An 18,806-nucleotide genomic window follows, 5' to 3' on the forward strand; every position below is an offset into this window, starting at 1 on the left:
CTCCCGCTGGTAAAGAGAAATCGGCCGCCGGGGCCGATGACAGATGTCGCTGATTCGGAATGACGGTGATTGTGCGGGAAGCGAAGGTGGGGGCTCAGTGGACGGATGTCAGTGCGGCAAGCGCGAAAAACGGCAGCGCGGGGCTGCCGTTTCCAGGTGTCGCGAATTAGGTTTTCAGGCGGGCTGCTTGGGCCAGTCGGCGTCCACCAGCCGCGGCCACATCGCCAGGTCCGGCAGGCGCGACAGGTCCACGCAGTAGCGTTTCCAGGCGGCCAGCTTTTGCAGCTCGTCGGCGGTGGCGATGCCGATGGACTCGGCGTCTTCCAGCGGCCGGCGGGCGGCGTAGGCGTCGGCCAGGCGCTGTTTCAGTTCGGCGCTGGTCTTCTGCGCCAGCGCGGCGGACTGGGCGGTTTTGTTGATGGCCCAGCTCTTGCCGTCCCAGACCGGGAAGTCGCAGGGCTGCAGCAGCGTGGCGCGCAGGCTCTCGGGCGTGTCGCCCAAGCGGGCCTGGACCGGCAGCGCGGTGTCGACGCTCCACAGTTTGACGGCGCGCCAGTCCGGCGTCACGGTCCAGCCGCCGTCGCGGAAGACCGCAGTCTGGCGCTCGGCGGCGACCGGTGGCTGCAACTCGGTGCTGTGGGCGGGCAGCAGCCAGATGCCGGGCTCCAGCGGGGAGGGCGTAGCTGCGATGGGACCTTGATACTCCCCTGTTTGCGGGTGGTAGTCGTAGACGGTTTTGTTGTCTTGCATGGCGGTTTCCTTAGTACTTGATGCAGGGGAGCAGGGCGATGTTGCGGGGGCGGGTCATGTACATCCAGTTTTGAGGATTGCCAGCGAAGACTTGGCTGATGGTTTGCTGGTTGAGCAGGGTCAGGTTATTGATAACCAGCCCGCTGGTGTAATCCTTCACTTCTGGCACAAAGTCATAGCCCGCGACATCGCGCACGGCTTTATTGGTCATATTGTTGATGATGCCGCCCGCGTAGGTGTCTTGGTCGTCGTTATGAATGACCAGCGATCCTTTCTGCTTGGAGCCAAATACCCGGCCCTGATCCACGTTGGCATCCCAGCCGCGCACAAACTCTCCGCGCAGGTCAGGGAGGTTGAAGGTGGTGGTGCCATCGCCGGCGCCGTAGGTGGTGCCGATGGCTGCGAATAGAGAGGCGAACGTACTGCGGCTGACCGCTGCGCCATTGGCTGGGAGCCAACCATCGGGCGGGGTGGTCATCGCGAAGAAAGCGACTTGGCCAGTCAGATGGCCTTCGTGGATCAGCGTATGCCATGGGTTCCAGCGTTTGGCATCATCGTTTCGGGTGCGGAAACGCATGGTGGTGCCACTGCCGTAATCGGCTGTCAGCTGGCAAGAATGGTCGATATTGCCGTTCAAGCCGCCAAAGGCGAGATAAGGGCCGTAAACGCCGCTGGAGGTTGCGTAATTGAAGCCCATCTCGCCGGCGACCACATCGTTGTCGAGGGAAGTCTTGTCGTCTGAGCTGATGCGATAGCGGCGTTTCCTGATGATGGAGCCATCATTGCCGCTGTGCCAGACACGATATTCGCCGCCGGCGGCTTCCTTCAGCATCAGCGTATCGTCGCCGTAGTTCTTGTGAACCAGCGCCACCGCGCTGTTGCCGGGACGGTGCAGGCCCAGGGCCGGGAAGTCGGTGCCGGTGGAGCGCAGTTCCAGCGTGCCGTTGGTGTAGAGATTGTTGTCGTAGACGTTGGGCGTGGTTTTGAAGATCTGCGACGTTTGCGCGGTGGAGAGCGCCAGCGTGTTGATGCCGTAGCCGGCCAGCGAGCTGGACTTGTCGGCCTTGCCGGCGAGCTGGTTGGTGATGGTGGAGGCGAAGTTGTTGTCGTTGCCCAGCGCCGCCGCCAGTTCCTGCAGTGTGTTCAGCGCGCCCGGCGCACCGCTGACCAGGCTGTCCACCGCCGCCTTCAGCTCGGCCTTGGTCGCGCCGTCGGTGATGCCGTAGCCGGCCAGCGTGGTGGCGGCGTCGGCCAGCTTTTGCCATTGGCTCCAGTTGCCGCGATAGCGGCAGCGGTACCAGCAACCGGCGTTGTTGAAGCTCTGGTATTGCTGGTAAACCATCTCGCCATCGGCAAAGACGAACAGCAGGCCGGCGTACGGCACCGGGTAATTGGCGCCGTTGGCGGCGTAAGCGTTGGCGGGATTGTGATACAGGCCATCGTCGGCGATGTTGTTCAAGTCGACCTTGTCGCCCAGTTGCGGCCGCAGGGTCAGCCCATCGGCGATGCCGTAGCCCGCCAGGGTAGTCGGCTTGGCGTTGCCGCCCCAGGCCAGCTGCTTGATCGACTGCAGCAGCTGGTCCTGGCGCGCCGGATCGGCGAGTTGGCCGTTGTTGCTGTTGATCACTGACAGCACTTCCTGCTGAGTGGTCTGGATGGCGGATTGCACGGTGTTCAGCCAACTGGCGGAGACGATGGTGCCCAGCTCGCCGGTGGAGGGGTTGCCGTCGTGGAACTTCTGGTCCGGCGTGGGAACGGGCTTGATCGGGTCTTGCATGAGGCGCTCCTGGAAAAGGATGGGACGGAGGCGCCGATGGGAATCGGCGTCGAGGGGAGGGGAAAAGCGGGAGGGAAGGCGCGGGAGGCGCGCGCTGGCCGGCGTTTACGGCTGGTAGGCGAAATAGACGAAGGTGTGGGCTGGTTTGAGGTCGTTGAACAGCTCTTCCAGCCTGGGGTCGCCGAAGGCGCACAAGCGCTCGCCCGCCAGCGACTGGCCGGCGCGGAACTGGTAGGGGCGTACCTTGCTGCCGAACACGGTCACCTGCCATACCCAGGGAATGTCGGCGCTCCACAACTGCTGGCCGGCGCGGTTGACGCCGGCTCGGAATGGTTGCGGCTCGTCGATCTGGATCTTATAGCCCATGCCGGCGGCCAGCCGGGTGAAGTAGGGGATGGACAGGCCGCCGGTTTCGGCCAGCTTGGCCAACACCGCCTGCCGGCGTTGCTGGTAGGTGGCGTCGGATGGCGGCGTCAGGCCGCATACCCGCTCCCATTCTGGCAGCATCGCCTCCGCCTGAAAGGGTGTGACGGCACCGGCCAGCTGGCGGGCGGAGTTCTGCGCGCGGTCCAGCGCCGCGCCTTCGCTAGCCAGTTCGGCTTGCAGCCGCGGCCCGTTCTGGTTGTAGCTGACTGGCGGCAGCAGCCGGGTCAGCAGGTCTTGATAGGGCGGCTGCGGCGTCATTTCAGCAGCCCCACAGACAGTTTGCCCAGCCGCAGCCATTCCACTTTGGTGGGATCAGAGACGGGATCGACGTTGCTGGCCGGTGAGTTGAGCTTGCGGTCCTGCACGCCGGGCAGGTCGGAGATCAGCGCTTCGATCCGGCTCTTGACCAGCCGTTCGCCCGGGGCGAGGCCGGCGAAGTAGGCCTGCAGCGTCTGCTGCAACAGCGGCGTGAATGCGTCCAGGTTCGCGCCGCCCAGGTTGAGTTCCACGTCGATGTCCACCGGGCGCGGCGTCGGCGCCAGCACTAGGCAGCTCTTGGCGGTGACTGGGCGCAGGTCTTCGATATGAGCTTGGACATTGGCGAGGATTTCCTGCGACGGCAGGTCGCCGTTGGCGGTGATCACTACGTCGACGGTGCCCAGGCCGCGGCGCAGCGGGTAGACGTAGGCGGCGGAGACGCCTTTCACTTCCATCGCCCAGCGGCGGTAGTCGTGCTTGTTGCCGCCGGCCGGCGGGCGGCGGATCAGCTCCAGCAGCCGGTCCAGCAAGGCCGCGTCATCTTCCACGTCCACGCCGTTGCGCATGCTGAGCAGCAGCGCCTTGGGTTTGACGCCGGACGGCGCCTGCATCAGTTCCACCGGCAGATTGTCCGGCTGGTTGGCGGCGGCGCCTGCCTGGCTGGCGAAGATAGGCAGCTCCGCCTGTTGGTTGTCGTCCAGCCGGACCGAGTATGGGCTGCCGTCCGGGTTGGTGGCCGGGGTGGCGTACAGTTGCTCACCCACCCGCAGTTGCAGGCTGCCGGTGACGACGGCGCCGGCATTGCCGCTGATGCGCAGCGTGCCGCTGGCGGCGGTAGGCGGTTTGCGCACGATGCCGCGCAGGCGGGCGTGTTGTTCCAGGTATTCGCTGTCGGCGGTGTCGGGGAAGATCTGGCGGGCGATCCAGCTCTGGTGCTGGTACAGGCCCTCCACCGCGCTGGCGACCGAACTGGCGCGGACGAAGTAATCGCTGTCCGGCGCGATGTCGGCATCGGCGCGCAGGTTTTGCAGGTCGCGCAGCAGCGTGTCGCGGATGCTGGCGAAATCGGGAGTGGACAGGGGCATCAGGCTATCCTCACTTGGTGTTGGAAATGGCGGATGTGGCCGCCGGTTTCGGCGACTTCGATGTTCAGGAGCAGCCGGCCGGGGCCTTGCCGCTGCGACGACACCTGGACGCGGCTGGCGCGGCCGTCCTGCAGCAGCGGCTGCAGCGCCTGCTCGGCGTATTGGCAGGCCAACAGGTCGATGCGGTTGCTGTCCTTGCTGCGGGACAGCTCATGCAGGCGCGAGCCCAGCGTGGGGTCGGCCCACCAGCCGCCCAGCGGGGTCATCAGACGGAGGTAGACGGCGTTGGCGAGGGTGTCGGTGGAGCCGCCGGCGTAGTCGCCGGTGATGGGGTCCAATAGTGGGTCCATGGCGTTATTTTCCGGGTTTGGCGGTTGGAGGATCAGGGGACGGGGGTCAGTGGCCGCGCGAGGCGCGGCCTGACGTCGGCTCAGCCTTTGGGCGGGCTGGTGACGCCGCCGGAGTCGCCGTTGTGGATGTGGCCTTGCAGGCTGATGCCGCCGGCCTTCACGTCGCCGCTGGCGCTGACGCTGCCGGTGACCTTGGCGCCGCCTCCGCCCTGGATGGCCAGGCCGCCGTTGCCGCTGATCTGGCCCTGGGCGATGAACTGCGCGCTGGTGTTCAGCTTGGGCGTGGCGAAGCTGGCCTGTTCGCTGGCGTTGACCTGCCAGGTCTTGCAGTCGAGCTGGAAGGTGTCGCACTCCACGGCGATGATCCTGCCGCGTTTGAGCACGATCTTGCTGCCTTCGTCGCTGTACAGCGCCACCTCGCCGGGTTGCAGCGATTGCAGCCGGTAGCTGCCGTGCTCGGTGGCGATCACCACGCTGTGGCTGGTGCGGCCGCCCAGCGGCAGCACCATCGCCATGCTGCCCGGCGGCGGGTTGGAGGTGTAGCCGTAATGCTGGAACAGCTCGGCGTCCTGCAGCCGCTCGCCGGCCAGCGCGTCGGCCTGCGCGGCCTGCACGCCGCCGTCGCTGTCCACATGGGTGAGCACCGCGCGGAAGCCCTGGCGCACATTGCTGAAGGCGCGGCGGATGCGTTGGTCTACTTCATGCCACATATTGGTCTCCTCATTGCTTGCCGGCACGCATCACCGGAATCCAGCATTTGTCTTCCTTCAGCGTCAGCCGGGTGACGCTGCCCTGGCCGCGGCCGCCCTCGAAGGTGCGCGCCATCAGGAAATAGGTGCCGTTGATGCCGTGCGGCTCGCTTTCCACCTCGATGCGCTGGCCCGGCGTCCACAGCGCGCCCTGGCTGTCGCGGTGGCCGGCCACGGTGGCGGTCAGCGTGTAGCCGGCCAGGCGGGCGTCGGCCAGCATCTTGTCGGCGCGGGCGGCCAGCTCGGCCGGGCTGGCGGCGTCCGGCTCCACCTGGATGCGCGGCTTGTGGTAGCAGACGTCGGAATCGAAGACGTGGTGCTTCATCGCGTGGCGGCCGGGCGTCAGCGACTGGCCGTGGCCCTGGCCCAGCAGCGTCAGCTCGGAATAGCGCTGCGTGTGGGAGCGGGTTTCGGCCAGGCTGAGCACGTTGTTGCCCTTGCCGTCGCGGCGCAGGATCAGCCGCGCGCTGGCCGGCCGGCTGTAGTCCGGGCCGCCCACCACCAGCGTGCCGTCCGGGTCGAACCAGGCGGTCAGGCCGTTGGCCTGGGCGGCGCGGGTGAGTACGTCCCAGGCGCTGTTGCCGGGATCGACATTGATCTTCTCGATCTGGCCCTTGGCCTTGGCGTCGACGCGGATGTTGGCGATGCCCAGCGGCTTCACCACGTTGTCCAGCACGTCCTGCAGCGTCATGCCCTTGCCGGTGAACAGCGGCGCGCTGCAATCGAGCAGCATGCCGGCCAGGTCGCGGCCGGACAGCGCCAGCTGGTGGCTGCCGGAGGCGACGCTGTGGCTGATGTCGTCGATGCGGCCCATCAGCACCGTTTCGCCGCCGACCAGCACCTTGACCATCGCGCCGGGCTCCACATCGGGCGGGAAGACCCCGCCGGGCAGGCCCAGCGACACCTGCCAGGCGTCGGCGGCGACGACCAGGTCGGAATCGACCGAATAGTGGGTCCAGTCGCCGTGCTGGCGGCCGCCTATCTGCAGGCTGACGGTGTGATTAGCTGGCGTAGCCATAGACCAGGGTCCCCGGAGTCAGATGGTTGGGTTGGGACAGCTGCGGATTCAGCCGCAGCAGCTCGGCGGCGCGCTCGCTGTCGCCGTACCACAGGTGGGCCAGCTGGCGCAGATTGCAGGCGGATTCCACCTTGCGCTTCAGCAGCGGTGGTTTGGCGGCGATCAGCGCGGCGGCGCCTTGCTGCACCTGCAGGCTCAGTTCGCGCAGGCCGTCCACCACCTTGTAGGCGTCCTCGGCCGGCAGCGCGGCGCGCCACTGATCTATCGTGGTTTGCAGCGAGGCGCGCACGTCGCCGGCGATCTGTTCCAGCGCGGGAGGCGTCAGCGTCGGTTTCTGCGATTCGCTGGCGAAGATGCCGCCGGCGGCGGAGGCGAGCTTGGTGGATACGTTGAGCTGCAGCAGCGCGTCGATGCGGCGCTGGTCGTCGCTCCACACCGACAGCGAGGCGCTGGTGGAGATCGGCGAGATGCCCTGGCGCACCGCGTCCGGCAGGCCCTCCAGCCGGCGGCGCAGCGCCTTCCAGTCGGCCAGCGTGGCCGACGACATCTCGGCGGCGGTTTTCAGCGCCGGCAGCGGGCCGAGGTCCACCTGCAGATCGAAGCGCCAGTTGGCCGCCGCGTCCACCAGCTGCTTGGCCTGGGCGACGAAGGCCTGCGGATAGGCGAGCAGGTCGGTCACCTGGGCCACCGCCTGGTTGGCCATCGCGGCCAGCTGGCGGACGGTGGCGGTCAGTTGCTGGCGCAGCGCGGCGACGCGGGCCAGCGCGCCCTTGGCGGTGGCCACCAGGCCCTGGGCCTTGGAAAAGGCCTCGCCGGCCATCTGGCGCAGCTTGTCCACCTGGGAAGAGATGGCTTCCACCTGCGGCAGCGTCTTCTTGGCGGCGAAGAAGGGGTTGCCCGGCGTGGCCTCCACCCAGTTGACCTCCACGGTGCAGGAGTCGGTGGCGTCGGCGTCGTGGCTGATCTGGTAATCCACCACCTGGGCCTGCGGCATGCTGCCGAACACCGGGTGGACCAGCTCGCCCGGGCCGGCGGCGTCCAGCGCGGCGACGAACTGGCGCAGCCGGTGCTGGTAGTCCTTGCCCCAGAACATCGCCGACAGCGACACCTTGCGCGCCTTGCGGCCCAGGTCCTCCACGTCGGCCCCGTCCTTGTACGGGTATTCGTGCATCGCCTGGTCGCGCTGCGCGCTGTCCACGCTCTTCAGGCAGTCGAAGCGCACGCCGCGGAAGCTGGCGTCCACCAGGGGGCCGGCGGACAGGCCGGCGAACACATTGAGGCTGAACATCAATTCCTCCTTTGTTGTTGGCTGTTGGCGGCGTTGACGGCGGCGACGATGTTGCCGTTTTGCACGTCGACCACCACGCGCAGCGGTTGGGTCAGTTGCGCCAGCGCGGCGCTGAGTTGCGCGATCAATGCGGACAGCTGCGCCTCGGCGGCGTTGCCTGCCGCAGCGGGCGCTTGGCTGGCTGCGGCGGGTTTCTTGGGCGGCGTGGCCGGCTTGGGCTGGGCCTTGGGTTGATTGGCGGAGGCCGCGGGTTTGGGAAGCGGCTTGGCCGCGGCGGGGGCCGGCGCTTTTGCTGCGGGGGCGGCGGGCGGCGCGGCCTGAGCTTGAGCGGCAGGATGGGCCGTACCGCTGACGTCCACCTTGCCGGCTTTAAAGCCTTCCACCTTTTTCATGCCGTCCATCAGCGCCTCGAACTCCGGGTGCGTCAGGTCCTTGATTTTCTTGCCGTGCAGATCCAAACCTCGGTTGGCGGCCAACTGGTAGATGCCCTCGGCGTACTTGGCGTGATTGGCCTTGCCCGAGTAGTCGGACACCGCGTATTTCGGCAGCATCTGCTCGATGGTTTTGTCGCCGTGTTGCTTGGTCAGCAGCTGGGCTTTGGCCGCGCGCCCGGTCGCCTCGTCGGCGAAGATGGCGTTGCCCCATTGGTCCAGATCGACCACGCCCTGATAGCGTTTTTGCGCGTCGGACAACGCGCGGGCCTTGCTGCGCTTGCTGTGGTCGGTTTTGTCGTGGCTGCCGGCGTAGCCAAACTTCAAGTTGCCTGGATTGTTGTTGCGCCAGGCGACCGTGCCGCCGGTACGGGTTTGCACCGTGCCGTCAGCCATTTGGTAGACGCGGGTGGTGCCTTCGGTCTTCAGCAGTTTCTGCACGCTGTTTCCGGCTGCTGGCTGGCTGGAAGGGGCGGCTTGGGCCGCGTGCTGCGCCGCGGATGGTTGCGCGGCAGGCTTGGCGGCGACGGGTTTGGACTCGGCCGGTTTCGCTTGCGCCGGCTTGGCCGCGGCTGCCGGCGGCGATTGCCGGTATTCAGCCTTGGGACGCAGGAATTTCTGCGGCTGGCCCCACCATGCGCCTTTGCCCATTTGGGCGCTGGACGCGCCTTTCTTGGACTGGGCGCCGAAGAAGCTGCCTTTGCCGGTTTTGGCGTCATAGGCCTCGACGATGCCGGTGTGGTTCTTGTTTCCCTGCCACAGCGCGATGTCGCCGGGTTTGACGTCTTTGGCGTCGACCTCCTCGTAATATTTGGAGTTGGCCATGCCCGCCGTGGTTTGGTACGGAATGGCGTAGCCCGCGCCGGTGAGCGCCTGGTTGACCAAGTGGGAGCAGTCGATGCGGTTGACGTCCTTGGCGTCTTTCTGGCCATTGCCGCCGTACAGGTATTTGTAGCCGTTGAAGCGGCTGCGCTGGTCCAGGAGGGCCTGCCCTCCCGATACTTTGCCGGAGGCTGCCTGCGCATGGGGCGCTGGCGTAGCTTGGACTGGGAGCGGGTTGGCCGCAGGAGGCGTGGGGCGCGGCGGCTCTGAGAGGTGCGTTATCTTGGGTGACTGGGATGGCGCTTGGCCTCCTTGCATGGTTTTTTCAACCATTGGGGCCAGGCTGTTGATCGCGTTTTTGGCGCGCTGTGCGTACTCGGCAGTCGAGGTGCCGTTGCCGTCGCGCGTTTCTTGGTTTTTCTTGAAGAGCGCGCTAGCTCCGCCAACGCCTTTTAAGTGCGCTGCGCCGGCAAAGGCGGCGATTCTTTCCGCAGGTGCATCCGCATTGATGGCCTTTAGCTTGATGCCCTGATTGATTTGCTTGTTGGTATATTCAAGAAATTTTTCATCTTGCAGTGCTTTATTGCCCAAGAAGCTTTTCAACCCGCCGGCCACTTTCCAGTTGGATTCATTCTCCAGAAATTGAGCGTGAAGGCCGGTGTTTTTTGCGTACCAGTGGTCCTTCCAGCTTTTACCATACTGTTTTTTGGCGGCTTCGACTGCCGAATTATATTTCGCTCGATCTACCAGTCCCGTTTCCACAAGCGCTTCCGCGCCGAATTGATATTGGCCGTAATAGCCTTGCCTATTGTCGCTGCCTATATTGCCTCCGCTTTCCTTCTGCATGACAGCTGAAGCGTATGCACGTGTTTCGGCGTCAGTTAGGCCAACTATCTTCCCTTTTCCTTGGAAATCCAACGCGTGCTGGATGAGGTCGAATCCCGCATTGGCTTTGCCGTTTCGTGTTCTGTGTGTCTTCAGAGTCATCGCTGAGTACCTGTTGAAAGTGCTGCCTGCTTTCATGACAGGCAGCACTGATTAACGACCTGGCAGAGTTATTCCACGACTTTGCGCAGCGACATCAGCTTGATATCGCGGCGGGCTTCGCTTTCCACACCGTATTTCTCGCCGACTTCCAGCGTGAAGCAGTCCAGGTAGCTGGTGCGTTTGCCGCCCGGCGCCAGCGGGAATTCGGTCAGTTTGGCGCCTTCGATCGCTTCCCAGTCCAGGTCGCCGGTCAGCGGGATGGAGACGGTGACCGCCAGGTCGTATTCGGAGATGCCGCGAGCGAAGCCCTTGGCGCGGCCGCTGGAGTTCATCGTCTTCACCACCTTGCGGCCGGTGCGGCTGCTGACATTGAGGTCGATGACGTCGATTTCCTGGCCATTCACTTCCAGGACGATGGAGCCTGCGTATTCTTTCAAAGCCATGAGACTTTCCTTTTCGATTCGGGATGGTGCGGCCGGGCGGCGGCCCGGCCGGCTGGGGTGTTGAAGGAAGGGGGAGAGGCGAGGCGGCCGAGCGCTGCGGGATCAGCCGCCTCGCCGCGCGCGCTTACAGCAGCAGGTCGATGCGGCCGGCGAACACGTGCAGGCCGTTGACCACGTCCACCGGGATCTTGGCGTCCAGGCGGTTGACGTCCTGCAGGTCGCGCTCGACGATCAGGCCGGCCTTGTTGGCTTCAACCTGCTCGATGATTTCCAGCTCTTCCAGCTTGTACAGCACGTCCAGCAACTCGGAGCGCACCTTGGACGGCGTGCGGTCGGACAGCTTCTCGCGCGGGAAGCGCAGCGCGATGCGCTCGCGGCAAGCCTTGCGCACGTAATCCAGGGTGCGGATGGTGGTGATGTCCAGCAGCGACACGTCGTCCACGCCTTGCGCGTCCTTGGTGTAGGTGCTGATGGCGCGCACGATCTGCACGCGGTCGCCGGCGGCCACTTCCAGCGGGGTCACGCCGTTGTACAGCGCGTTTTCCTGCTCGGTGCGGCTGGTGCGGGAAGCCAAGTCCACCACGTCCAGACCCTTCAACTCCAGAGTGTTCAGCGGACGGGCCGGATCTTCCTCGCTGGCGATCACGGCGGCGTAGGCGGCGGCGATGTCGGCCGACAGCTTGGCCGAGCCGCGATACCAGGCGGCGGTGATGCGGCCGCTGTCCAGCTTGGCGGACAAGGCGGAGGCGTCGGCCAGCGCGCCGGTGGTGGCGATCACGCCGATGGCGCCGCGTTGTTCCAGCGGGCCGGACACGAAGTCCAGGTGGTTGCGCAGCGCGGTCAGCGCGGCGTCGCCGGTGAACGGGCTGGCGATGATCTGGTGGCCGCCGCTCACCACTGCGGACAAGACCGGAGCGAGGTCCGGATCGCCGGCGCCGCCCTTCATCGGAGCGATCACGACGCCGAGGCCGGCGATCTGCTCCTGCGCCTTCAGCGCGATGCCGTTGCCGATGCTGCCCTTGTGGCGGGCGGCGAGGGTCAGCACTTCCTTGGCGGCGGATGCGGTGACCGGCAGGTCGGTCAGCTTGGCGATGGCGGCTTGCGCATTGGCGGCGATCTTGGTCGGATCGTCGGTCGCGGCGACGGCTACGTCGACGCGGACCGCGCCGATGAACAGGCTCAGCACGCCGGCGGCGGCGGCCGGACCGCTGAAGGTGAAGGAGCCGGTGGCGGCGGTGCCGGCGGCGGCATCGTCGACACCGATCACGGTCAGCTGCAGATAGGGGTTGGCGTTGATGGCGGCGCGGGCCATCAGGTGGGCGTTGGAGCCGCGGCCGAAGGCCTGGGCGGCCTGCTCATCGCTGAACACGTCCAGCGCAGCCAGCGCCGGCTGCGCGGCGGTGTCGGCCAGGCGTTGGCCGATCACCAGCACGCGCTGCGGATTGCCCGGCAGCGTGCGCACCGCCAGTTTGGTGTTGAACTCGAAGTATTTGCCCGGCTTGCGGATGGAGGCCGGAATCTGGTCGAAGCTGATGTTGGCGCTAGCCATAAGGAAAGGCTCCTGGTGTGGCGGTTGGGGAAGGTGCCGCGCCGGTTGGCGCGGCGAGGGGAAAGCGGGTTATTTCTGGCTGGGGACGGGATTGACGACCACGTCCTGCGCCTTGACGCCGGCGGAGCCGGCCAGGCTGTAGTTGAGCTGGGTGCTCTGCCAGGTCTTGGCCGGATCTTCCAGCCGGCCGCCGAAGGCGCGGAACAGCGCGTCCGGGTCGGCGTCGGTTTGCGGCGACGGCCAGTGGCCGTTGTCCAGCGCCTCGTCCAGCCAGTAGGTGCTGAAGTCGCAGGCCACCAGGCTCCAAGGCTGGCCGTCGCGCGGGGCCTGACCCAGCGGGCGGACTTTTTCCGGCAGCAGCGGATTCACCGCCAGGCCGAAATCCTGCGAGGCCAGCAGGCGGCGCGCGGCGTAGACCAGTTGCCAGACGCCGGCGCCGGCGTAGTTGGCGTCGGCTTGCAAGCGGTCGCCGACGATGACGGTGAATAGAGCGTTGGCCTTGTAGCGCAGGCGTTGGCTGGCCTGCGGCTGGCTGGACGTGATGCCGCCGGCCACGGTCCACAGCGCCGGCAGCCTAGCTAGCGCCTGCGGGTTGATGGTGGGGCTGGACTGGCCCGGGGTGAGCCGGCTGGCGTAATCGCCGTGGGCCAGCTGCAGGCCGCACAGGGCGGTTTCGTCCAGGTCCGCCGCCACTTCGCGCACCATCCGGCCCATGCCTTGGCGCAGGCGGTCGGCGATGGCGGTTTGCACGGAAATCAGCATGGACATGGTCATTCCTTGGAACGATGGTGAGGATGTGGAGAGTGTGACGCCGGGCGGCGTCGGGGCTTAGCTGAGGGGTGTCAGTGCACGAGGCGCTTGAGCAGTTCGCCGGCCAGGGTGACCAGCAGCGCGGACAGGGCGCCGGATACCGCGCCGCTCTTAGCGGCCTGGATTTCGACGTCGCGCAGACGGCCGTCCAGCTCTTCCAATTTCTTGTCCTGTTTGGCGAGGTGGGCGACGATCATGTCAAGCTTGCCTTCTATGCGGCCCAGGGCCAGCAGGTTGTCGTGTTCCACGTGAAACCTCTCACTTCTCGGCCAGTTGCTGGCACAGCACGCAGCGGGTGCAGCTGGGGATGGCCGCGCGGCGGGGGCCGGGAATCGGATCGCCGCAGTCCTCGCAATGGCTGAGGCCGTTTTGGCGCCATTGTTCGAAATGACGGGCAAGCGCCTGCTCGCGGAATTCGGTTTCCAGCTCGCTGGCCCGGTCGAAGAAGTCGGTCATGGTGTGGGTTCCTGTTGAGAGTAGAGTTGTTTCAGGGCGACAAGGCGTTGCTCCAGTTGCTGGCACCAGGCGCCGTAGTCGGCGGCGTGGGCGAGGAGATCGGGCGCCGGTAGCCCGGCATCGGCGCCGGGGGTTTGGGCGGCAGTTCCAGCAGATAGGGGCTGGGCGCCGGGCAGCTGGTCGGAATAGCCGAGGAGCTGGCGGTAGAGGCGCAGGCTGCCAGGGCCAAGGCCAGTAAAGCGGGGACCATCGTTGCGGGTGACATCGTCTATCCTTTGCGCTTGTCGCCGTTGCTGCGCTTGCAGCGCCTGCTGTTGTTCCAGCAGCCGGCTTTCCAGTTGATCGATGCGTTGGCGCCATTGCCGCTGCAATTCCATGGCCGCAGCCTGGCGTTGTTGCTGCGCGCGGCTGTCGGCCGAATGCATATCGGCGACGGTGGCCTGCAGCTTGGTTTGCCAGTACTGGCGGCTCTGGCTGTGGCCCAGCGCGTAACCGCCGGCGGCGGCGAGCAGCGGCAGCAGCAGGCCGGAGCCCAGGCGCAGGAAGGAGGCGGGGATCATGTCCGGCTCCGGTCGCGATAGGCGGCGATCAGCCGCAGCGTGGCCGAGTAGCCGCCGACTACGCCCATATAGATCAGCCAGATGTCGGCGGTCAGCGAGCCGCGCCAGCCATTGACCAGAAACATGATGGTGGCCGCTGCGCAGGCGATATTGGCCCACAGCCGGCTGTGGCTGAGGCGGCGGCTGCGCGGATGGCGGAGCAGGTCGGCGAGGCGCATGCTCATTTCTCCAGTGACAGTTGGAAATGGGGTATCTCATGCAGCGGCGCTTCCAGCGTGCCGTGCCAGTACAAGCCCAAGGACTGGGCGATCCGCCCCATCACCTGCCAGTGAGGGTGGTCGATGTCGCAGATGGGCTTGCCGGCGTGCAGCGGAACCACGTCGAAGGCGCGAGCGGCGGGATTGCCGTGCAGCATCGCGTTGTGGGCCGATTCGCCGGGGCGGGCGTAGGTGACGATGACGCCGGGCAGTTCCCGGCCCCGGCGATACAACTGTTCCTGCTCGGCGGCCGAGCGCCAGGTGCAGATCAGCAATGGGTCCACGTCCTGGTCCCGGCACAGGCGCAGAAAGGTTTCAGCCAGTGGCTGCAGTTGCGGGTGCAGATCGGAAATGGCTCGGCTTGCCATGAGGTCTCCTTTGCCTGATGAAATGCGTTGCTCGGCCTGGGAGGCGAGTAGGCGGCCCTCGGCGGCGCCGTGCCGGGGGGTCAGTGCACTTCGTAATCGGCCGGCGGGGTTTTCAGCACGCGCCAGACCATGCGGTCGCTGAGGCGATAGCGCATCGCAAGCACGCCCACCGCCTCGTTGGCGCCGAGGCCTTCCACCAGCATGGCGTCGAAGTCGCGGATCATTTGTTGATTGCGCGCCTGACGCAGCGCGGTGCTGCAGCGTGGGATATAGAGGATGTCGCCGCCGAAATGGCCGGTCAGCCGCTCGGCCGCCTCTTGGCCGATCACTTCCACCAGCGCGGCGAAACGCAGTTGGCCTGCGCGGCTCTGGTTCTTGGAGAAGGGCAGGGTGGTGCCGCCTAGCGCTTGCACTAACTGTAAAGTGCGCGGCATGCCAATCAGCTGAGCGACCAGTTGCATGGTGGAGGGCAGAGCGGGATATTGCGCGGCTGTAGTCATCACGTGAGCTCCTGAAAGCCCTCTAAGGGCCTTGGCAGACAAATAGTTCTAAATGAGTTATAGTTTTAACAGGGTTAACCTAGGTCAAGGCAAGGTTTTACGTTGTCAGTTTTTAGAACTGTCATGGTAGTGAAGTGCTCATATTTTAGCACTTTTATAAGTATTGTTGCTAATTAGTAGAACTACTTATGAAGTATGACTGCTATTGTATGCCTTGGTTTTGAACTAAACAAGCAACGGGATGTCACTACTTATGTCAGTTACATTCGACAAAATGACAATGCAATGGTAATCTGGAGCGCCGCTCCAACCGTGCATGACTTCCGATGGAGTTCCAAATGGAAAATTCGCAGCAACAGACCGATTTCCGGCAGCGCCTGGAACTATTGATCGGTAGTGAGAAGCCCTACGCTTGGGCGGCGCGCCATGGTCTCAACAAGGGGTCGTTCACCAATATGTGGTACAAGGGCGGCGTTCCGAGGGTCGGCACCGCGCAAAAGATCGCGGCCGGCAGCGGCTGCCGGGTCGAATGGCTGCTGTACGGAGATGGCCCGATGCAGGACGAGCGCGCGCAGGCGCACGAGGTTGCGCAACCGGCCGCATCGCCGGCGCTGCCTCCGCGCGGCGACGCCGATGAGCACGAAATCCCTGCTGGAGTGCAAGAAGAGTTCTGTTTTATCCCGCGTTATAACCTGAAGGCGTCTGCCGGCTTTGGAACCAGCGCTGCCGGCGAGCAGCCGATGTTCTATATGGCCTTCCGCCGTTATTGGGTGAAGAACTATTTGAACGCCTCGCCGCGCGATCTGGTAGTGATCAGTGTCAAAGGCGACAGCATGAGCGGCGTGCTGGAAGACCGGGATACCATTCTGGTCAATACGGCAGAGCGCAATCCAGGCGAAGGCCTGTTTGTGATCCGCATCGGCGATGACATCTTTGTCAAGCAGCTGCAGCGCTTGCCTGGCGGCGCGGTGCAGGTGAAGAGCGCCAATCCCTTATATGAAACTTTCACCGTGGATTTGTCCCGCTCCGCCGGCGAGTTCGAAGTGATCGGGCGGGTGGTGTGGTTCGGCCGACAGATCGCTTGAACGCGGCGACGGGCATCTTGGCGGACGTCGCGCTTCCTGGCTGCGCCCGTTGCGCGATCGATGTCGCCTTGTCCGACCTGGCTAGACGCCGGTGGCTCCGTGCCGCCGGATCATCAGGTGTACACTAGAGCCTGACCAAGCAACGGAATTCATCATGCAAGACCATATCCGCGCCAGCCTGGGCGAAGCCAAGGCCGCGCTCGACAATCTGCTGGCCAACCCGCAGGCGCTGGCCTCCGTGGAAGCGGCGGCGCAGGCGATTATCGCCGCGCTTGAATCCGGTGGCCGCGTATTTTCCTGCGGCAACGGCGGCTCGATGTGCGACGCGATGCATTTCGCCGAGGAACTCACCGGCCGTTACCGCGACAACCGCCGCGGCATGGCGGCGATCGCGATCAGCGACCCCAGCCACATCAGTTGCGTCGGCAACGACTACGGCTACGACGAGATTTTCGCCCGCTACCTGGAAAGCCATGCCCGCGCCGGCGACGTGCTGATCGGCCTGAGCACCAGCGGCAACAGCCGCAACGTGATCCGCGCCGCCGAAACGGCGCGCGCGCTGGGCGTCAAGGTGGTGATCCTGACCGGCCGCGCCGGCGCCAAGCTGGAGCCGCTGGCCGACGTCTACGTCAACACGCCGGGCGGCAGCTACGCCGACCGCGTCCAGGAGCTGCACATCAAGGTACTGCATATCCTGATCGAGCTGACCGAGCGGCACTTCTTCCCGGAAAACTACTGAGACGCAGCATGCGCCGGGCGGCGCGCGTCTCCGAAGTTGACGCATTTCAGCGCGCAGGCTGTGGGGCCGGGCGTTCAGCCAGCGTTGAGGAAGGCGCCGATGCGGCGATAAGCCAGGTCGCAGACTTCCGGCACCAGCGCCTCCATGTTCAGGAAGGCGTGCACCTGGTCCTCCAGATGCAGCCGCTCCACTTCGGCGCCGGCCGCCTGCAGCTTGTTCGCGTATAACTGGCCCTGGTCGCGCAAGATATCGCGGCCGGCGGTGATCACCAGCGTCGCGGGCGGCGGGGCATCCAGCGCCCAATGCAGCGGCGATGCCCGGCCGCGGTCTTCGCCGTGCTGGAAGTAATTGTCGAAATACCAGTCGGTGCGGGCCCGGGTCAGGAAGAGGCCTTCGCCGTTTTCCGCCACCGAGGGCTGCGCCAGCGTGTAGTCGACGCAGGGATAGATCAGCGCCTGGCGCGAAATCTCAAGCGATGGGTCGGCAAGGCCGCAGAGGCTGGCGCACAGCGCGCCGCCGGCGGAGTCGCCGGCCAGCGACAGGCGCCGCCGGTAGGCCAGCCCGCGTTCGTCCAACGCGCGCCACACATGTTTGGCCACGCTCAGCGCGTCATCGAGGCCGGCTGGGTAGGGATTTTCCGGCGACAGCCGGTATTCGGCGGCGACGACGATGTGCCGGCTGGCGGCGGCGAGGCGGCGGTTGATGCCGTCGTAGACGCTGACGCTTCCCGCCATGTGGCCGCCGCCGTGCAGGAAGACCAGCACCGGCAACGTTTCTTTGGGCGCGGGATGGTAGATGCGCACCGGTACGGCGTAAGCGCCGCCCGGCACCAGGTCATCGTTCACCCAGGCGATGTCCGGCCCGGGCGCGACCATCTGCGCGGTCAACTGCGCCAACGCTTCCCGCGCGCCTATCGCCGTCGGTTTGTAGCCTTCGGCCAAACGTTGCGCAGTCTGCTGGTTGAGCTCGGCCAGCCAGGGTCGCAGATTGGGATGCAGTCGGTGCATGGTCCGTCCCCTCTATACAAGGTATTGATTCATCAGGCTATACCATTCGCATTTTAACGGCAAGCGCAATGACCTGATCGGCTGGCTCAGCCAAATAGCAGGTCCAGCAGCCCGGGCTTGCCGCGCGCGCGCAGGCGGCCGCTGTCGGCCAGCAGCCGATCGATCAGCGCGCTGTCGGCGCGCGGCCGGCGGGCGCGGACCGGATCGTTCGCGCCGGTGGGCGTGAGCGCCAGCGCGTCGTCCCGGCGGCTGAGGCGGTAGCCGCCGGCACAGGCAGGGCAGAATAATTCGTCGCCATCGGCCGCCGCCGCCGGCACCGCGATGATGGGGCCGCAGGCCGCGCAGCGCTGCATCGGCACGCCGGGTTCGCTATGGCCCAGCACGTGGTCCAGCCGGCCCGCCTCGCCCAGCAGGATGAAGCGCTCCCCCAGCTCGGCGTCGAACTGGCGACCCAGATTGTCGCGCAGGATGGCCAGCGCCTGCGGCGCCGGCATACCCTGGCGGTAGGGCCGGGTGCTCGTCATCGCGTCGAAGGCGTCGGCGATGCCGACGATGCGCGCCGCCAGCGGGATGGCCTTGCCGGACAGCCGGTCGGGGTAGCCGTTGCCGTCCGGGGTTTCATGATGGCGCAGCACGGCGTCGATCACCAGTTCGGCCAAAGGATGGTCTTTCAGCAGCTCCGCGCCGACATGCGGATGGGTTTTGATCACTTCGTATTCTTCGTCGCTGAGCTTGCCGGCCTTGTTCAGCACCGCGTCCGGCACGCCCACCTTGCCCAGATCGTGCAGAAAGCCCCCCAGCGCGATCCTTTCCACTTCCGCCTGCGGCAACTGCAGATCGGAGGCCAGCAGATGACTGTAGCGCGACACGCGCCACAGATGGCCGCCGGTGTAGGCGTCGCGCGCCTCCACCAGCATGGCCATCGTGTACAGGGTTTTCAGCAGTTCGCGGCTGGCTTGCATGGCTTCCTCGCGGCTTAAGTGGCGATCCCTTCACTATGGCATACGCGCAGACTGGTGGAGGCCGAGCCGGATGTCATGCTGCGCTGGCGATGATGAGACATCATTCGAGCGTTTGATCTAAATTTGTCG

Annotated in this window: 22 protein-coding genes; 2 read left to right on the forward strand and 20 right to left on the reverse strand. The window is 65.7% G+C overall.

What is annotated here, in order from left to right; all coding sequences use genetic code 11:
* Nucleotides 1–174: 174 nt before the first annotated feature.
* The 18 genes from LQR33_RS14535 to LQR33_RS14620 form a co-directional block, all read right to left on the reverse strand.
* A complete protein-coding gene (locus LQR33_RS14535; protein ID WP_166441534.1) occupies nucleotides 175–750 on the reverse strand; it encodes a tail fiber assembly protein in 576 nt (191 codons plus the stop codon).
* Nucleotides 751–760: 10 nt separating this feature from the next.
* Nucleotides 761–2,527 carry a tail fiber protein gene (locus LQR33_RS14540; protein ID WP_231469528.1) on the reverse strand — a complete coding sequence of 589 codons (1,767 nt, stop codon included), beginning with the start codon at nucleotides 2,525–2,527 and terminating at the stop codon, nucleotides 761–763.
* Between the two features lie 105 nt (nucleotides 2,528–2,632).
* On the reverse strand, nucleotides 2,633–3,211 hold the full coding sequence (locus tag LQR33_RS14545) for a YmfQ family protein (RefSeq protein ID WP_166441535.1): 579 nt from the start codon (nucleotides 3,209–3,211) through the stop codon (nucleotides 2,633–2,635).
* Nucleotides 3,208–4,296, reverse strand: a complete 1,089-nt coding sequence (locus tag LQR33_RS14550) for a baseplate J/gp47 family protein (RefSeq protein WP_166441536.1) — start codon at nucleotides 4,294–4,296, stop codon at nucleotides 3,208–3,210. The genes LQR33_RS14545 and LQR33_RS14550 overlap by 4 nt, the downstream gene beginning before the upstream one ends.
* A complete protein-coding gene (locus LQR33_RS14555) occupies nucleotides 4,296–4,646 on the reverse strand; it encodes a phage GP46 family protein (protein ID WP_043618594.1) in 351 nt (116 codons plus the stop codon). Before LQR33_RS14555 ends, LQR33_RS14550 begins: the two co-directional genes overlap by 1 nt.
* A gap of 80 nt (nucleotides 4,647–4,726) precedes the next feature.
* Entirely contained in the window at nucleotides 4,727–5,356 is a 630-nt protein-coding gene (locus LQR33_RS14560) for a phage baseplate assembly protein V (protein WP_221667730.1), read from the reverse strand.
* A gap of 10 nt (nucleotides 5,357–5,366) precedes the next feature.
* Nucleotides 5,367–6,413, reverse strand: coding sequence for a phage baseplate assembly protein (locus tag LQR33_RS14565; RefSeq protein ID WP_231469530.1), 1,047 nt, complete (start codon nucleotides 6,411–6,413; stop codon nucleotides 5,367–5,369).
* A complete protein-coding gene (locus LQR33_RS14570) occupies nucleotides 6,397–7,701 on the reverse strand; it encodes a DNA circularization protein (RefSeq protein ID WP_231469532.1) in 1,305 nt (434 codons plus the stop codon). Before LQR33_RS14570 ends, LQR33_RS14565 begins: the two co-directional genes overlap by 17 nt.
* On the reverse strand, nucleotides 7,701–9,977 hold the full coding sequence (locus LQR33_RS14575) for an NlpC/P60 family protein (protein ID WP_231469534.1): 2,277 nt from the start codon (nucleotides 9,975–9,977) through the stop codon (nucleotides 7,701–7,703). Before LQR33_RS14575 ends, LQR33_RS14570 begins: the two co-directional genes overlap by 1 nt.
* Before the next feature lie 32 nt (nucleotides 9,978–10,009).
* Complete coding sequence (locus LQR33_RS14580; RefSeq protein WP_046158002.1) at nucleotides 10,010–10,384, reverse strand: hypothetical protein; 375 nt, start codon at nucleotides 10,382–10,384, stop codon at nucleotides 10,010–10,012.
* 124 nt (nucleotides 10,385–10,508) lie between these two features.
* Nucleotides 10,509–11,933 carry a phage tail sheath subtilisin-like domain-containing protein gene (locus LQR33_RS14585; protein ID WP_231469536.1) on the reverse strand — a complete coding sequence of 475 codons (1,425 nt, stop codon included), beginning with the start codon at nucleotides 11,931–11,933 and terminating at the stop codon, nucleotides 10,509–10,511.
* Nucleotides 11,934–12,002: 69 nt separating this feature from the next.
* Nucleotides 12,003–12,701 carry a DUF1834 family protein gene (locus LQR33_RS14590; protein ID WP_231469538.1) on the reverse strand — a complete coding sequence of 233 codons (699 nt, stop codon included), beginning with the start codon at nucleotides 12,699–12,701 and terminating at the stop codon, nucleotides 12,003–12,005.
* Nucleotides 12,702–12,775: 74 nt separating this feature from the next.
* Entirely contained in the window at nucleotides 12,776–12,991 is a 216-nt protein-coding gene (locus tag LQR33_RS14595) for a hypothetical protein (RefSeq protein WP_021475230.1), read from the reverse strand.
* A gap of 10 nt (nucleotides 12,992–13,001) precedes the next feature.
* On the reverse strand, nucleotides 13,002–13,199 hold the full coding sequence (locus LQR33_RS14600) for a TraR/DksA family transcriptional regulator (RefSeq protein WP_221667726.1): 198 nt from the start codon (nucleotides 13,197–13,199) through the stop codon (nucleotides 13,002–13,004).
* The gene (locus LQR33_RS14605) at nucleotides 13,196–13,759 is read right to left on the reverse strand and encodes a hypothetical protein (protein ID WP_221667725.1); all 564 of its coding nucleotides are present in this window, start codon (nucleotides 13,757–13,759) and stop codon (nucleotides 13,196–13,198) included. Before LQR33_RS14605 ends, LQR33_RS14600 begins: the two co-directional genes overlap by 4 nt.
* A complete protein-coding gene (locus LQR33_RS14610) occupies nucleotides 13,756–13,977 on the reverse strand; it encodes a hypothetical protein (protein ID WP_031295420.1) in 222 nt (73 codons plus the stop codon). The genes LQR33_RS14605 and LQR33_RS14610 overlap by 4 nt, the downstream gene beginning before the upstream one ends.
* Before the next feature lie 2 nt (nucleotides 13,978–13,979).
* A complete protein-coding gene (locus LQR33_RS14615; RefSeq protein WP_166441372.1) occupies nucleotides 13,980–14,384 on the reverse strand; it encodes a M15 family metallopeptidase in 405 nt (134 codons plus the stop codon).
* An 80-nt stretch (nucleotides 14,385–14,464) separates the two neighbouring features.
* Nucleotides 14,465–14,884 carry a Mor transcription activator family protein gene (locus tag LQR33_RS14620; RefSeq protein ID WP_166441371.1) on the reverse strand — a complete coding sequence of 140 codons (420 nt, stop codon included), beginning with the start codon at nucleotides 14,882–14,884 and terminating at the stop codon, nucleotides 14,465–14,467.
* A 338-nt stretch (nucleotides 14,885–15,222) separates the two neighbouring features.
* Here LQR33_RS14620 and LQR33_RS14625 point away from each other — a divergent pair, with 338 nt between their 5' ends.
* A complete protein-coding gene (locus LQR33_RS14625) occupies nucleotides 15,223–15,969 on the forward strand; it encodes a S24 family peptidase (protein WP_166441370.1) in 747 nt (248 codons plus the stop codon).
* A gap of 154 nt (nucleotides 15,970–16,123) precedes the next feature.
* Nucleotides 16,124–16,708, forward strand: coding sequence for an SIS domain-containing protein (locus LQR33_RS14630; RefSeq protein WP_166441369.1), 585 nt, complete (start codon nucleotides 16,124–16,126; stop codon nucleotides 16,706–16,708).
* A 74-nt stretch (nucleotides 16,709–16,782) separates the two neighbouring features.
* Here LQR33_RS14630 and LQR33_RS14635 read toward each other — a convergent pair whose 3' ends face one another.
* Nucleotides 16,783–17,715: an alpha/beta hydrolase gene (locus LQR33_RS14635; protein ID WP_231469540.1), complete on the reverse strand. Its 933-nt coding sequence runs from the start codon at nucleotides 17,713–17,715 to the stop codon at nucleotides 16,783–16,785.
* 86 nt (nucleotides 17,716–17,801) lie between these two features.
* A complete protein-coding gene (locus LQR33_RS14640) occupies nucleotides 17,802–18,677 on the reverse strand; it encodes an HD-GYP domain-containing protein (RefSeq protein ID WP_221665304.1) in 876 nt (291 codons plus the stop codon).
* Nucleotides 18,678–18,806: the final 129 nt, after the last annotated feature.

The organism is Chromobacterium piscinae, assembly GCF_021129175.1.
GTDB classification, from domain to species: Bacteria; Pseudomonadota; Gammaproteobacteria; order Burkholderiales; family Chromobacteriaceae; genus Chromobacterium; species Chromobacterium piscinae.

Coding starts and splice junctions, on each gene's coding strand:
- LQR33_RS14535 (WP_166441534.1), bottom strand. CDS start 750: ATGCAAGACAACAAAACCGTCTACGACTACCACCCGCAAACAGGGGAG.
- LQR33_RS14540 (WP_231469528.1), bottom strand. CDS start 2,527: ATGCAAGACCCGATCAAGCCCGTTCCCACGCCGGACCAGAAGTTCCAC.
- LQR33_RS14545 (WP_166441535.1), bottom strand. CDS start 3,211: ATGACGCCGCAGCCGCCCTATCAAGACCTGCTGACCCGGCTGCTGCCG.
- LQR33_RS14550 (WP_166441536.1), bottom strand. CDS start 4,296: ATGCCCCTGTCCACTCCCGATTTCGCCAGCATCCGCGACACGCTGCTG.
- LQR33_RS14555 (WP_043618594.1), bottom strand. CDS start 4,646: ATGGACCCACTATTGGACCCCATCACCGGCGACTACGCCGGCGGCTCC.
- LQR33_RS14560 (WP_221667730.1), bottom strand. CDS start 5,356: ATGTGGCATGAAGTAGACCAACGCATCCGCCGCGCCTTCAGCAATGTG.
- LQR33_RS14565 (WP_231469530.1), bottom strand. CDS start 6,413: ATGGCTACGCCAGCTAATCACACCGTCAGCCTGCAGATAGGCGGCCGC.
- LQR33_RS14570 (WP_231469532.1), bottom strand. CDS start 7,701: ATGTTCAGCCTCAATGTGTTCGCCGGCCTGTCCGCCGGCCCCCTGGTG.
- LQR33_RS14575 (WP_231469534.1), bottom strand. CDS start 9,977: ATGAAAGCAGGCAGCACTTTCAACAGGTACTCAGCGATGACTCTGAAG.
- LQR33_RS14580 (WP_046158002.1), bottom strand. CDS start 10,384: ATGGCTTTGAAAGAATACGCAGGCTCCATCGTCCTGGAAGTGAATGGC.
- LQR33_RS14585 (WP_231469536.1), bottom strand. CDS start 11,933: ATGGCTAGCGCCAACATCAGCTTCGACCAGATTCCGGCCTCCATCCGC.
- LQR33_RS14590 (WP_231469538.1), bottom strand. CDS start 12,701: ATGTCCATGCTGATTTCCGTGCAAACCGCCATCGCCGACCGCCTGCGC.
- LQR33_RS14600 (WP_221667726.1), bottom strand. CDS start 13,199: ATGACCGACTTCTTCGACCGGGCCAGCGAGCTGGAAACCGAATTCCGC.
- LQR33_RS14605 (WP_221667725.1), bottom strand. CDS start 13,759: ATGATCCCCGCCTCCTTCCTGCGCCTGGGCTCCGGCCTGCTGCTGCCG.
- LQR33_RS14610 (WP_031295420.1), bottom strand. CDS start 13,977: ATGCGCCTCGCCGACCTGCTCCGCCATCCGCGCAGCCGCCGCCTCAGC.
- LQR33_RS14615 (WP_166441372.1), bottom strand. CDS start 14,384: ATGGCAAGCCGAGCCATTTCCGATCTGCACCCGCAACTGCAGCCACTG.
- LQR33_RS14620 (WP_166441371.1), bottom strand. CDS start 14,884: ATGACTACAGCCGCGCAATATCCCGCTCTGCCCTCCACCATGCAACTG.
- LQR33_RS14625 (WP_166441370.1), top strand. CDS start 15,223: ATGGAAAATTCGCAGCAACAGACCGATTTCCGGCAGCGCCTGGAACTA.
- LQR33_RS14630 (WP_166441369.1), top strand. CDS start 16,124: ATGCAAGACCATATCCGCGCCAGCCTGGGCGAAGCCAAGGCCGCGCTC.
- LQR33_RS14635 (WP_231469540.1), bottom strand. CDS start 17,715: ATGCACCGACTGCATCCCAATCTGCGACCCTGGCTGGCCGAGCTCAAC.
- LQR33_RS14640 (WP_221665304.1), bottom strand. CDS start 18,677: ATGCAAGCCAGCCGCGAACTGCTGAAAACCCTGTACACGATGGCCATG.